This window comes from Salinicola aestuarinus (assembly GCF_003206645.1).
GTDB classification, from domain to species: Bacteria; Pseudomonadota; Gammaproteobacteria; order Pseudomonadales; family Halomonadaceae; genus Salinicola; species Salinicola aestuarinus.
Genome location: NZ_PZJP01000001.1, coordinates 405770 through 419022, shown reverse-complemented (window position 1 = coordinate 419022; position 13253 = coordinate 405770). Strand labels below are relative to the sequence as shown.

The 13253-nt window shown below is 60.7% G+C and carries 10 protein-coding genes; all 10 read left to right on the top strand.

The features are described 5' to 3' along the window. Positions 1–13: 13 nt before the first annotated feature. Complete coding sequence (locus DOM41_RS01930; protein ID WP_110685149.1) at positions 14–1888, top strand: site-specific DNA-methyltransferase; 1875 nt, start codon at positions 14–16, stop codon at positions 1886–1888. 4 nt (positions 1889–1892) lie between these two features. Continuing rightward, the gene (locus tag DOM41_RS01925) at positions 1893–3608 is read left to right on the top strand and encodes an RNA-binding domain-containing protein (protein WP_245391698.1); all 1716 of its coding nucleotides are present in this window, start codon (positions 1893–1895) and stop codon (positions 3606–3608) included. 88 nt (positions 3609–3696) lie between these two features. Beyond that, entirely contained in the window at positions 3697–6744 is a 3048-nt protein-coding gene (locus DOM41_RS01920) for a type III restriction-modification system endonuclease (protein WP_110685148.1), read from the top strand. A gap of 207 nt (positions 6745–6951) precedes the next feature. Then, entirely contained in the window at positions 6952–7050 is a 99-nt protein-coding gene (locus DOM41_RS17935; protein WP_425353265.1) for a type I restriction enzyme endonuclease domain-containing protein, read from the top strand. Positions 7051–7072: 22 nt separating this feature from the next. After that, the gene (locus DOM41_RS01910; protein WP_110685147.1) at positions 7073–7960 is read left to right on the top strand and encodes a GIY-YIG nuclease family protein; all 888 of its coding nucleotides are present in this window, start codon (positions 7073–7075) and stop codon (positions 7958–7960) included. Between the two features lie 865 nt (positions 7961–8825). Continuing rightward, complete coding sequence (locus DOM41_RS01905; RefSeq protein WP_188112348.1) at positions 8826–10814, top strand: heme lyase CcmF/NrfE family subunit; 1989 nt, start codon at positions 8826–8828, stop codon at positions 10812–10814. After that, on the top strand, positions 10811–11356 hold the full coding sequence (locus DOM41_RS01900; protein WP_110685145.1) for a DsbE family thiol:disulfide interchange protein: 546 nt from the start codon (positions 10811–10813) through the stop codon (positions 11354–11356). Before DOM41_RS01905 ends, DOM41_RS01900 begins: the two co-directional genes overlap by 4 nt. Continuing rightward, complete coding sequence (locus DOM41_RS01895) at positions 11347–11874, top strand: cytochrome c-type biogenesis protein (RefSeq protein WP_110685144.1); 528 nt, start codon at positions 11347–11349, stop codon at positions 11872–11874. The genes DOM41_RS01900 and DOM41_RS01895 overlap by 10 nt, the downstream gene beginning before the upstream one ends. Beyond that, complete coding sequence (ccmA, locus tag DOM41_RS01890; RefSeq protein ID WP_110685143.1) at positions 11871–12509, top strand: cytochrome c biogenesis heme-transporting ATPase CcmA; 639 nt, start codon at positions 11871–11873, stop codon at positions 12507–12509. Before DOM41_RS01895 ends, ccmA begins: the two co-directional genes overlap by 4 nt. After that, positions 12496–13221, top strand: a complete 726-nt coding sequence (ccmB, locus tag DOM41_RS01885; RefSeq protein ID WP_110685142.1) for a heme exporter protein CcmB — start codon at positions 12496–12498, stop codon at positions 13219–13221. The genes ccmA and ccmB overlap by 14 nt, the downstream gene beginning before the upstream one ends. Positions 13222–13253: the final 32 nt, after the last annotated feature.

The window sequence follows — 13253 nt, the reverse complement described above, 5'->3', positions numbered from 1 at the left end:
GACACGCGACACCATGGACAAGCTGAAGATGCACTCCCCTGACCTCACCGAGGCCAATATTGCCAAGCTGGCCGAACTGTTCCCTAGCTGCGTCACTGAAGCGCGGGATGAGCAGGGGCGAGTGAAGCAATCCATCGACTTCGACCAGCTGCGCCAAGAGCTCTCCGATCATATCGTTGATGGGCCTCAGGAGCGCTATCACCTCAACTGGCCCGGCAAGCGGGAAGCCCTGCTGGCAGCCAATGCTCCGATTGCGAAAACCCTGCGCCCCTGTAGGGAAGAGAGTGTGGACTTCGATACCACCAAAAATCTTTTCATCGAGGGAGATAACTTAGAGGCTCTAAAGCTTCTTCAGGAGACCTATCTTGGGAAGGTCAAGATGATATACATTGATCCTCCATACAACACCGGCAACGATTTTATATATGATGATGACTTCTCAGAAGGTGTTGCTGAATATTTGAGTCGATCTAGTCAGAATGACGATTTTGGATGCCGGCTAACTGCGAACACAGAGACCAATGGCCGTTTTCATTCTGATTGGCTAACAATGATGCATTCTCGCATCAGGTTGGCTCGAAACCTCCTTAGGCCAGATGGCGTTATTTTCATCAGCATCGATGATTGTGAGTCGTCGAGCTTGCGGCATATTTGCGATGAGGTGTTTGGTGAAAATAATTTAGTAGCAAATATTGTTTGGCAGCATAGCGTGCAACCAAAAGGATATACGCAACTTTTTTCAGTCCATCACAATCACATTTTATGTTATAGAAGGTCGGATGAGTATGTTGTGCAACCTTTGGAGCGCACCGAAAAAGATAATAAGAATTACTCCAACCCTGATGACGATCCAAGAGGTTCATGGCGCGCCGGAGATGTCAGGAATGCCCTTTATCGGCCAAACTTGATTTTCCCTATTTTTACTCCATCAGGAAAAACTATAGATCCGCCAGAAAATGGCTGGCGGTGGAAAAAAGAAACAATCAAGAAAAAGATTCAAGATGGCGAGATAGTTTTCTCAGCTGATGAGTCGCGGATAATTAGAAAAATTTACTTGGAAGATCAATCTGGCCGAGCACCAGAAACAATTTGGTTTAGTGAAGATGTTGGGAATACCCGCTCTGCGGCAAGTGAGCTAAAAGGGTTGTTCAATGGAGCCGCTCCCTTTGACACAGCAAAGCCACTGAAGCTAATAGATAGGATGTTTCAGGTTGCAGGCCTGCAACCTGACGATTTATGTCTCGATTTTTTTGCCGGCTCTTGCTCAACAGCGCACGCTCGCCTAGCTTCAATGAGCCCTGGTCCATTTATCATGATTCAAATGCCCGAGCCCATTGATAATACAAAGCCACATGGAAAAGCTGCACAAAATCTAGGAATGGCTACGATAGCAGACATTGGTAAAGAGCGTATCCGCCGTGCTGGAAATGAAATTAAGAATGAAACTGGTCTCCATGGAAGTTCACTTGATGTCGGCTTTCGTGTATTAAAAGTCGACAGCTCTAATCTTGAAGATGTTTATTACAGATCTGACGTGCTCTCTCAAGACCTGCTGTCGGAAAATATCGACAATATCCGCGAGGGCCGGAGTTCAGAAGACCTGCTCTTCCAGGTCTTGCTGGACTGGGGGGTGGATTTGTCACTCCCCATCTCTCGTCAGGACATTGATGGAAAAACCGTCTTCTTCGTCGACGGAGCCGAGAAGCATATGGCCCTGGCCGCCTGCTTCGATCTGGATATCGACGAGGCCTTCGTCAAGCAGCTCGCCGAGTACGAGCCGCTGCGCGTGGTGTTCCGCGATGCCGGCTTCGCCAGCGACAGCGTCAAGATCAACGTCGAGCAGATCTTCGCTCAGAAGTCGCCCAATACCGACGTCAAGGTGATCTAAGCCCATGAGCATGGACGAGCAGGCGCTGAAGCAGTTACTGCACTCCCTGATCGAGCGCTGGGAGAGCGAGGTGGTCGAGTTCAAGCGCGGTGGCAAGGGCTTCTCCACCTCGGATCTTGGCAAGTACCTCTCGGCGCTGGCCAACGAGGCCAATCTGCGTGCCGGCGAAAGCGCCTGGCTGGTCTTTGGCATCGACGACAAGACCCGGCGCATCCTGGGGTCCGAGTACCGCCAGGCCCCCGGCGAGCTCGACAAGCTCAAGATGCAGATCGCCGACGGCACCGAACCCAGTATCACCTTCCGTGACATCCACGAGCTGGAAACGCCGGAGGGGCGGGTACTGCTGTTCGAGATTCCGGCTGCGCCGATGGGCATGCCTATCGCCTGGCTGGGGCATTACTACGCTCGCGCTGGAGAGAGCCTGACCAGCCTTGGCTTGGACAAGCTGGATACGATCCGGCGACAGACCGATGCTACCGACTGGTCCGTGCAACTGGTGCCGAATGCCACACTCGACCATCTCGACCCTGAAGCAATTAACAAGGCCCGAGAATCCTTTGCTAGGAAGTACGCCAACCGCTTCGAGCCCGGGGAAGTGATGGAGTGGCCGCAGGCCACCTTTCTTGATCGCGCCAAGCTGACCCTGGATGGCAAGGTGACCCGGGCGGCTCTCTTGCTGCTGGGTAAAGAGGAGGCGGTGCCGCTGCTATCGCCCAATCCGGCTCAGCTGACCTGGAAGCTGGAGGGGCCGGAGCGGGCCTACCAGCACTTCGGCCCGCCGTTCCTGCTGGCTACAACGCGACTCTACCAGCAGATTCGCAACGTGCAGGTGCGAATCCTGCCGGAGGACCAGCTACTGGGCGTGGAGCTGGCCAAATATGACCAGCGAATCGTGCTGGAGGCACTGCACAACTGCATTGCTCACCAGGACTACATCCGCAACGGCCGGGTCCTGGTCACCGAAGAGCCGGACCGGCTCATTCTGGAAAACGCCGGTGCATTCTTCGAGGGTAGACCGGAAGACTATGTCACCGGCCACAAGACGCCCATGCACTACCGTAACCCCTTCCTGGTCAATGCCATGGTCGAGCTGAACATGATCGACACCATGGGCTACGGCATCCACGAGATACATCTGGGGCAGGCGAAGCGCTATCTCCCCATGCCGGACTATGACGTGACCGACCCCGCCCGGGTGCGGCTGACGATCTATGGCAGCATCGTCGATCCGGCCTACACACGCATGCTGATCAAGAAGACCGAGCTCTCTCTGCAGGAGATTCTGGCCCTGGATCGTGTGCAGAAACAGCTGCCACTCGACAAGGAGATGGCGAGTCGTCTGCGCCGCGCCAAACTCATCGAGGGCCGGCAGCCCAATCTGCGCGTCTCCGCCGAGATTGCCACCGCAACGGCGACCAAGGCCCAGTACATCCACACCCGCGGGCAGGATGACGCCTTCTACGCCAAGCTGGTGACCGACTACTTGGCCAAGTTCGGCTCCGCCAAACGCCAGGAGATCGATACCCTGCTGTGGGACAAGCTCAGCGATGCCTTGGATGAGCCAAAAAAGAAAGTCAAGATAGCCAACATTCTGACCAAGCTGCGCCGAGCCGGCCAGATCCGTAATGCTGGCAGTCGCGGTGCGCCGGAATGGCGGCTGGCAGAGGCTGATGCAGAAAGGTCTGCAGAAAGAAACGGCGGCTCCGCAGAAAGAGATTGAACGAATTTATATCTAAGTTTTTGATTTTAAAATTAAAGCATCGTGAGCTTTTTCTGCAGGCTCCGGTGCCGGTGCAGAAAGGAAGGCCATGAAGCTCAAGTTCAAGACTCAGGAATACCAGACGCGAGCGGTCGAGGCGCTGGCAGACTGCTTTGCTGGTCAGCCCTTTAGCAGCGGTATCCGCTACCGTATTGACCCGGGCGAGGCCGCGCCCGTGGCGCAGCCGCTGCAGCGGGATATGTATGCTTCCCCAGACCCCGACGACGCCGGCTTCAAGAACGCGGCGCTTGAGCTGACGGAGTTTGAGCTACTGAACAACATCAAGTCGGTTCAGCGCCGTCAGAACCTCCCGGTTTCCGACAGCTTGAAGAAAGACGACAAGACCGGCTGTCCCATCAATCTGGATATGGAGATGGAGACCGGTACCGGCAAGACTTACGTCTACCTGAAGAGCATGTTCGAGCTGAAGCAGCGCTACGGTTGGAGCAAGTTCATCGTGGTGGTGCCCAGCATCGCGATCCGCGAGGGGGTCTACAAGTCGCTGCAAATCACCGCTGATCACTTTTTGGAGAGCTACGGCGAGAAGGCGCGCTTCTTCATCTATAACTCGAAGCAGCTGCACAACCTGGAAAGCTACTCCTCGGATGCCGGCATCAGCGTGATGGTCATCAACGTGCAGGCCTTCAACTCCCGTGGCGCCGATAATCGCCGCATCTACGATGAGCTGGACGACTTCCAGTCGCGGCGTCCCATCGACGTGATCAAGGCCAACCGCCCGATCCTGTTCCTCGATGAGCCGCAGAAGATGGAAGGGGGGAAGACGCTTAGCTCACTGAGCGAGTTCAGCCCCCTCTTCATCGTGCGCTACTCGGCGACCCACAAGACGACTTACAACAAGATCCACCGCCTAGACGCTCTGGACGCCTACAACCAGAAGTTGGTGAAGAAGATTTCGGTGCACGGTGTCACCACCAGGGGGCTCACCGGTACTGATGCCTATCTCTACCTCGAGAACATCGAGACGGCCAAGAACAAGCCCCCCGTCGCCTGGGTCGAGTATGAGGAGAAGTCAGCCACTGGCGTGAAGCGCAAGCGCCGCAAGCTGGGCAAGGGTGACAATCTGCATGAACTCTCGGGGGGGCTGGATCAATACAAGGGTTTCGTCGTCTCGGACATTGACGCTCGAGTGGACCAGCTTAGCTTCACCAACGGCGTTGAACTCACTGCGGGGGAAGTGACCGTCGACGTCACCGAGAAGGCATTGCGCCAGATCCAGATCCGTGAAGCGGTCAAGGCGCACTTCAAAAAGGAACAGTTACTGTTCTCCCAAGGCGTCAAGGTACTCACGCTGTTCTTCATCGATGAGGTGGCCAAGTATCGCCAGTACGATGAAGGCGGCGAGGTGCTGGGTGAGTACGCCCGCATCTTCGAGGAGGAGTACAACGAGCAGCTCAATCAGGTGATGACCCTGGAGGACAGCGAGTACAACCGCTACCTTAAGGGCATCAACGCCTCGGATACCCACAACGGCTACTTTTCCATCGACAAAAAGTCTAGGCGCCTCGTCGACCCCATCACCAAGGCGCGCTCTACCGAGACGGACGATGTCGATGCCTACGACCTGATCCTGAAGGACAAGGAGCGCCTGCTCTCCTTTGAGGAGCCCACGCGATTCATCTTCTCCCACTCCGCACTGCGGGAGGGCTGGGACAACCCCAACGTGTTCGTCATCTGCACTCTGAAGCACAGCGACAACACCATCTCCCGGCGTCAGGAAGTGGGGCGCGGCCTGCGTCTTGCGGTCAACCAGCTAGGTGATCGCATGGATGATCCCATGACGGTGCACGACATCAACGAGCTGACAGTGGTCGCAAGCGAGAGCTATAAAGACTTCGTCACCGCCTTGCAGCGCGATATCAGTAAGGAACTCTCCGAGCGTCCACGGGTCGCCGATGAGGCCTACTTCACCGGTAAGCTGCTAGTGTCGGATGAGGGGGAGACCGAGGTCACGCCCGCCATGGCCAAGGAGATTTACCGCTATCTGCTCAAGAACGACTACACGGATAGCGCCGATCACATCACCGATGACTACCACCAGGCCAAGGAGGCGGGCACCTTGGCCGAACTGCCGGAGGCACTACAGCCTTATGCTCAGCAGGTCTTCCAACTGATCGACAGCGTCTTCAGTAACGCCCAGTTGCCGCACATTGGGGACGGCCGCAAGGCCAAGCTGAACCCGCTCAACGACAATTTCCATAAGAAGGAATTCCAAGAGCTCTGGGAGCGCATTAACCGCAAGGCCGCCTACTCCGTTAGCTTCGACTCCAACGAGCTGGTAGAGAAATGCGTCGGTGAGCTCAATGAGAAACTCAAGGTGAAGCGCTTGGAGTATCAGGTGGAGCGCGGCACTCAGAAGGCTGAAGCCAGCTATCAAGACATGACCAGCGGGCAGGCTTTCACCGTTAACGAGAGCGAGCGGGTCGAACATGACGGCGCGCTTCACTCGGCGGTTCAGTACGATCTGATCGGCCGCCTGGCCGAGGCTACACAGCTGACACGGCGCACCATCGCGGCAATTCTCTTTAAGATACAGCCGAAGACCTTCAAGCAATACCAGATGAACCCCGAGGACTTCATGGCCCAGGCCGCCAGGCTGATCAATGAGCAGAAGGCCAGTATGGTGGTTGAATACATCAGCTACGACCCGCTCAATGAGCAGCACAGTCGGGAAATCTTCACCATTGAGAAGTCGGAGAACCAGCTCGATCAAGCCTACAAGGCCGACCGCCACGTCTATGATTACGTGGTGACCGACTCCAAGATCGAGCGGGATTTCGTTGAAGAGCTCGATACTGGAAAGGAGGTAGTGGTTTACGCCAAGTTGCCGAAGAGCTTCTTCATCCCGACGCCGGTGGGCAACTACAACCCCGACTGGGCCATTGCTTTCAACAAAAATGACGTCAAGTACGTCTACTTCGTGGCAGAGACCAAGGGCAGCATGTCATCGTTGGAGCTTCGTGAAATCGAGAAGGCCAAGATCAAGTGTGCCAATGAGTTTTTCGACACGATCGCGACGGCGAAGGTGACGTATGACGTAGTGGATTCCTACGGCAAGCTTATGGACTTGGTGAGGTAAAGAGTCTTTTTTTATTTATTGGTTTAAGCAACCTTTGATTTAGCCGTGGAAACGGATGATGCCGACTATATGGTCGGGCGAAGTCCTCTTTGGTCACGGTCTAGCAGTGACTTTGATTGCGGCTCAATTCGTTGGCGGATGCCCACGGCGGCCGCGGTGCATTGACTGGCAGGTACGCGAAAGCGTGCGTGCCAAGCTGCGCGTTTGGTGCGACGCACGCTGCAGCGTTACAAGTATCCACCGGATAAATCGCCTGAGGTAATCGAGCTGATTCTCAGGCAGGCCGAGTTTCTGTCGAATCAATGATCATCACCGTTTTGGAGTTTGTATGACACCGCCGCAGGGCCGCCCAACCTCCATCCGCATCTTCCTCGCTGACGGCACGCCCGAGGGCCTGCGCATCGTCGAGAAGTCCAACTGGACCGGCCGGGCGGTGGTGGCCAACCGCTCCCAGCTCGAAGGCGCGCTGACGCGAAGCGAGATGACTCAGCCGGGCGTGTATGTCCTCACGGGGCAAACGGACGACGGCGCGGCCAAGCTCTATGTCGGCGAAGCGGATGCGCTCGGCGAGCGAATCAAACAGCACGTGGCGGGCAAGGAGTTCTGGACGCGGGCCATTGCCTTTACCAGCACCAACGAAGGCTTGAACAAGGCCAACGTGCGCTATCTGGAAGCGCGCTTGCTGGCGTTGGCCAAATCCGCCAACCAATGGGCGGTGGAGAATACCGCTTACCCTGCACCACCCCCGCTCAATGAAGCGGATAAGGCCGATGCCGAGTGGTTTCTCGCTGAGATGCTGGTGATCTTCCCGCTGCTGGGCGTCGATGCTTTTGAGTCGGCCAGTAGCCAAACCAGTAATGAGTCATCGGAATCGACCGAGCCGTCTCTAACGCTTTATCTCGACGAGCGAGGCGCGAAAGGTAGCGGTAAAGAAGTGACGGATGGTTTCGTGGTGTTGAAGGGCTCGTTGGCACGCGCGGATGAAACCGCCTCCATTCACGACTACATGCGCGAGCAGCGTCAGATGCTGAAAACGCGCGGCGTTTTGGCGCCGCAGGAGGGCAAGCTGATATTCACCCAGGGCTTCCGGTTTGCCTCACCCTCGACCGCCGCCGGCGTATTGGTGGGTGGCGCATCGAACGGGCGAGTGGCTTGGAAGGACGCCAGCGGTAAGACATTGAAGGCGATTCAAGAGGCTCGCCTAGACGCGCTATAGGTAACATTGGGCGCCGAGACGCCAAGGCCATGCTGTCGAGAGTCGCTTCGTTACCCGCTAAAAAGCGAAAAATCCCGGTGTACTCACCGAGGTGTAGACGCCGACCGGGCACTCCCAGTCCATTGGTTTCGCACTCTCGGCGTCGGCAGTTAAGTCGTCAACGCTCTATGCGCCTTCTCTGACGCAGTCCTCGCTACCGAAGACTCCTCCTCAACTCAAAGCCCTAGTCACCCGCTCAAAGCTGCCAAGTCAGGGCCGCGTTGCTCCCGTGTCTTTAACGTCGTCGCCGAATCGGCCGGCGTAGCCTGAGTCCAGCAAGACATCGCGGGTCAGCGCCGCCGTCCAAGTCACTTTCTAATCGGAGCGCTTCACGGCCGGCATCGACGCCCGCTATTGCAACGCTGTTGCCATCGTGGGGCGGGGCGATGAGGCAACAGAGTGCGACCGGCGACAAGCGCCAACAGCTAGATGAATACATCATTCGCACGCTAAACGGGCCTCTCGCGGTCTGTTTTGGTATCGTAGCGCCCCGCTATCGGCCCGGCCGGCGGTGCTTTGCCCGCGGTGCGCCGCCTCTCGCTAACTCAGTCGTGGGCGGGGTCGTTGACTAAGTCACTGATCGTGCACGCGAAGCTGGCTGACGTTGCGCGCGCGACCGCCGGACTTCGATGCGAACTCACGCCTCGCGTCTTTCGGTGATGCGCTCGGGGTGACGTCGCCACCGCGGGCGACGTGTTCGCGCCGTTCGAGATATCCACATCCTGTGAAGTATCCACAGCCGGTTTGGCACGGTGAGGCGAGATCGAGCCGAGCTGTCGCGGCCAGCAAGACCATCCCTTGAGTAAAGAGCGGTTCCATGACGACGATGATCCCTGAACTGGGCAGCTATTCACTGATCATGGCGCTGGCCATGGCGCTGGTTCAGGCAAGCGTGCCGATGATCGGGGCGGCGCAGCGTCGTCCGCTGTGGATGGCGTTCGCCCAGCCGATGGCGTGGGGCCAGTTCGCGTTTCTGGCGCTGGCGTTTCTCTTTCTCGCGGCGAGCTTTCTGCTCGACGACTTCAGCGTCGCCTACGTCGCCCACAACTCCAACTCGATGCTGCCCTGGTACTACAAGCTCAGCGCGGTATGGGGCAGTCACGAAGGCTCGGTGCTGCTGTGGGCGCTGATTCTGAGCGGCTGGAGCTTCGCCGTCAGCGTCTTCTCCCGCCATCTGCCGCGGGACATGCTCGCCCGGGTGCTGGCAGTGATGGGCTGGATCAGCAGCGGTTTTTTGCTGTTCATCCTGATGACCTCCAACCCCTTCTCGCGGCTGCTGCCCAACGTGCCCGCGGACGGCAACGACCTCAATCCGCTGCTGCAGGACTTCGGCCTGATCATCCATCCGCCGATGCTCTACATGGGCTACGTGGGCTTCTCGGTGGTGTTCGCCTTCGCGCTGGCGGCGCTGATCGGTGGCCGGCTGGACGCCGCCTGGACCCGCTGGGCGCGCCCCTGGACCAACCTCGCCTGGGCCTTCCTGACGGTGGGCATCGCGCTGGGAAGCTGGTGGGCCTACTACGAACTCGGCTGGGGCGGCTGGTGGTTCTGGGACCCGGTCGAGAACGCATCCTTGCTGCCGTGGCTCGCCGGCACGGCGCTGATTCACTCGCTGGCGGTGACCGAAAAGCGCGGCACCTTCAAGAACTGGACCGTGCTGCTGGCGATCTTCACCTTCTCGCTGTCGCTGCTGGGCACCTTTCTGGTGCGTTCCGGCGTGCTCACCTCGGTGCATGCCTTCGCCAACGACCCGGCCCGGGGCACCTTTATCCTGATTCTGCTGGGGATCACCGTGGGTCTGTCGTTGACGATCTTCGCGCTGCGCGCCCCCCGAGTGGTCTCTGCCTCCGGGTTCGGCTGGTTCTCCCGCGATGCGCTGCTGCTGATCAACAACATCCTGCTGGTGATCATCACCGTCACCGTGCTGCTGGGCACGCTCTATCCGCTGCTGCTGGACTCGCTCGATCTCGGCAAGATCAGCGTCGGCCCGCCGTACTTCAACGCGCTGTTCGTGCCGCTCACCGCACTGCTCTGCGTGTTCATGGGGCTGGGGCCGCTGGCGCGCTGGAAGCGCATGCCGGGCCGGGAGCTGGGCAGGCGGCTGGCGCTCTCGGCGCTGGCGGCGGTGGTCATCGCGGCCATCGTTCCCTCGCTCTACGGCGGCACGTGGAATCTCGGCGTCTCGCTGGGACTGCTGCTCGCGCTCTGGCTGGTGTTGTCCCTCGCCCGCGACCTGATCCATCGAATTCGCCCGCGCCATGAGGGCTCGCCGGGGCGCTGGACGGCGCTGAAAAAGCTCACCCCGGCGTACTGGGGCATGCTCCTCGGGCACCTGGGCGTCGCGGTGACCATCGTCGGCGTGGTGATGGTGTCGAACTACAGCGCGGAGCAAAACGTGCGCCTCGGCCCGGGAGAGACGGTCGAGGTCGGTGGCTATCGCTTCAGCATGACCGATTTCAACGAACGCCGCGGGCCGAACTATCTCGCCGATACCGCCACCATCGAGGTCGTGCCGCCGGGGCGCCGCGCATTCGAACTTTACCCCGAGAAGCGCTTCTATCAGGCCAGCCGCATGCCGATGACCGATGTTGCCCTGCGCCCGGGGCTTTTCAGCGATCTCTACGTCGCGCTGGGTGACGAGGTCGACGACGGCGACTGGTCGCTGCGCATCCAGATCAAACCCTTCGTGCGCTGGCTCTGGCTCGGCGCGCTGATCATGGCCAGCGGCGGCGTGCTCGCGGTGCTGGATCGCCGCTACCGCCGCCGAACCGCGCCCCGCGCTGCCGTGACCCCTTCCCCGGAGGCGCTGTCATGAAACGTCGTCTGCTCCTGCTGGTGCCGCTGCTGATCTTTGCGGTGCTGGTGGTCTTTCTCTACCGCGGTCTCTCCCATGACCCCTCGGCGCGCGCCTCGGCCAAGCTCGCTGATCGCTTTCCGGCCTTCGATCTGGCGACGCTCGACGACCCCGACCGGCGCCTGGACCGTTCGCTGCTCGAGGGCGGCGATGACAGCGAGGGCGAAGTGACCCTGGTCAACGTCTGGGGCGAGTGGTGCCCGGTGTGCAAAAAGGAGATGCCGCAGCTTCAGACGCTGGCCGACCGCGGCGTGCGTCTGGTCGGCGTCGACTACAAGGACACCCGCGACAAGGGCCACGAGTTCCTCGAGACCTACGGCGATCCCTTCGACGTCTCACTGTTCGACCCGAAAGGCAGCCTCGGTTTCGACCTCGGCGTCTACGGCGCACCGGAGAGCTTCATCGTCGATGGTGACGGGTTCATCCGCTATCACCATACCGGCTACATCACGCCGGATGACGTCGAGCAGGTGATTCTGCCGGAGATCGCGAAATGGCGGTAACGCGTCTCCTGGGGCTCGCCCGGCCGCTGGTGTTGCTGGCGATGCTCCTGCTGACCACGGCGGCGCAGGCGGCGATCGACGTTCAGTCTTTCGACGACCCGGCGCTGGCCCAGCGCTTCGAGGCGCTGAGCGGGCGGCTGCGCTGCCCCAAGTGTCAGAACGAGTCGATCGGGGCGTCGAACTCACCGATTGCCGGCGACATGCGCGCCCGGGTCGCCGCCATGCTGCGCGACGGCGCGAGTGACGCCGAGATCGAGGGCGCCATGGTCGAGCGCTTCGGCGACTACGCCCTCTACGACCCGCGCTTCGAAGCGCGAACCTGGCTGCTGTGGGGGCTGCCGTTCGGGCTCGTCGTCATCGGCGGCGGCATCGTTGCGCTGTTCGTCGTGCGCCGGCGGCGGGCGGGCCCGCAGACGCTGAGCGCGCAGGAGCGCCGGCATCTCGACGGGCTGATCGCACGTCACAATGCCCGTGACGATGAGCCAGGGCAGGCCGACGACCCCGGGCGGGATGCATGACGGTTGCGCTGACGGGACGCGGGCTCGCCTGTGAGCGGGACGAGCGCGAGCTGCTCCACGGGCTGGATCTCGACGTCGTCGACGGCACCCTGCTGCGCATCGAGGGGCCAAACGGCAGCGGCAAGACCTCCCTGCTCAAGATGCTGACCGGGCAGTTGGCGCCGACGGCGGGGACGCTGAGCTGGCGCGGCCAGCCGCTGGCCAGGGCGCGCGCGGACTACCGCACGGCGCTGCTCTATCTGGGCCACGAGCCGGGCGTCACCACGTCGCTGACCGCGATGGAGAATCTCGCCTGGTCCGCGGCGCTGGCGGATCTTTGCGTCGACGCGGCCGCGATCGAGGCCGCGTTGCAGACCGTCGGGCTCTACGGCTTCGAGGATCTGCCCGCCGGGCAGCTCTCCGCCGGGCAGCGGCGGCGCATCGCGCTGGCGCGGCTCGAACTGATCCCGCGGCCGCTGTGGATTCTCGACGAACCCTTCACCGCGCTCGACCGCGCCGGCGTGGCCTGGCTGGAGCAGCGGCTGCTGGCGCACCGCGACGCCGGGGGGGCTGTGGTGCTGACCACCCATCATGAATTCGCACCGACCGCGTGCATCGAGCGCCTGCGGCTGGGAGCCACGCATGCCGCCGCCTGAGTCGACCGCGACCGCGGCGCCGACGCTAGCGCCCCGCGGGCTGGCCGCCACCTGCGTGAGGCAGGTGAAGCGCGAGCTGGCGATCGCCCGGCGCCGCGGCAGCGAGTGGATCAATCCGCTGCTCTTTCAGGCGCTGGTGATCGTGCTGTTCCCGCTGGGCATCTCGCCGGAGCCGGCGCTGCTCGCGACTCTCGCCCCGGGGCTTTTGTGGGTCACCGCGCTGCTGGCTGTGCTGCTCTCGCTGGACGCCCTGTTCCGTAGTGATTTCGACGACGGCAGCCTGGAGCAGATGCTGCTCTCGCCGCAGCCGCTGCCGGCGCTCTGTCTGGCCAAAACGTTCGCGCACTGGCTGCTGACCGGGGTGCCGATGGCGCTGATCGCACCGCTGCTGGGGCTATTGCTGTCGCTGCCGGCGGCGGGGGTCGCCACGCTGATGGCGGCGCTGCTGCTGGGGTCGGCCACCTTCAGCCTGATCGGCGCGGTCGGTGCGGCGCTGACGGTCAGCCTGCCCCGAGGTGGGGTGCTGCTGTCGCTGTTGATTCTGCCGTTCTACATCCCGGTGCTGATCTTCGGGGCCGGGGCGGTGAATGCCGCGATTGCCGGTGACCCGGTCACGGCGCCGATGGCGCTGCTCGGCGCCATGCTGGCGCTGGCGATCGCCGGCGCGCCGTTCGCCATCGCCGGTGCGCTGCGTATCAGTGTCGACGGCTGACCCGCTCCGGCGGAATGAATGCATTGAGAGGT

Excerpts from the sequence above, each read along its gene's own strand:
- ccmA (WP_110685143.1), top strand. The coding sequence starts at position 11,871 with ATGACGGTTGCGCTGACGGGACGCGGGCTCGCCTGTGAGCGGGACGAG.
- DOM41_RS01920 (WP_110685148.1), top strand. The coding sequence starts at position 3,697 with ATGAAGCTCAAGTTCAAGACTCAGGAATACCAGACGCGAGCGGTCGAG.
- DOM41_RS01905 (WP_188112348.1), top strand. The coding sequence starts at position 8,826 with ATGATCCCTGAACTGGGCAGCTATTCACTGATCATGGCGCTGGCCATG.
- DOM41_RS01910 (WP_110685147.1), top strand. The coding sequence starts at position 7,073 with ATGACACCGCCGCAGGGCCGCCCAACCTCCATCCGCATCTTCCTCGCT.
- DOM41_RS01925 (WP_245391698.1), top strand. The coding sequence starts at position 1,893 with ATGAGCATGGACGAGCAGGCGCTGAAGCAGTTACTGCACTCCCTGATC.
- DOM41_RS01900 (WP_110685145.1), top strand. The coding sequence starts at position 10,811 with ATGAAACGTCGTCTGCTCCTGCTGGTGCCGCTGCTGATCTTTGCGGTG.
- DOM41_RS01930 (WP_110685149.1), top strand. The coding sequence starts at position 14 with ATGGACAAGCTGAAGATGCACTCCCCTGACCTCACCGAGGCCAATATT.
- ccmB (WP_110685142.1), top strand. The coding sequence starts at position 12,496 with ATGCCGCCGCCTGAGTCGACCGCGACCGCGGCGCCGACGCTAGCGCCC.
- DOM41_RS01895 (WP_110685144.1), top strand. The coding sequence starts at position 11,347 with ATGGCGGTAACGCGTCTCCTGGGGCTCGCCCGGCCGCTGGTGTTGCTG.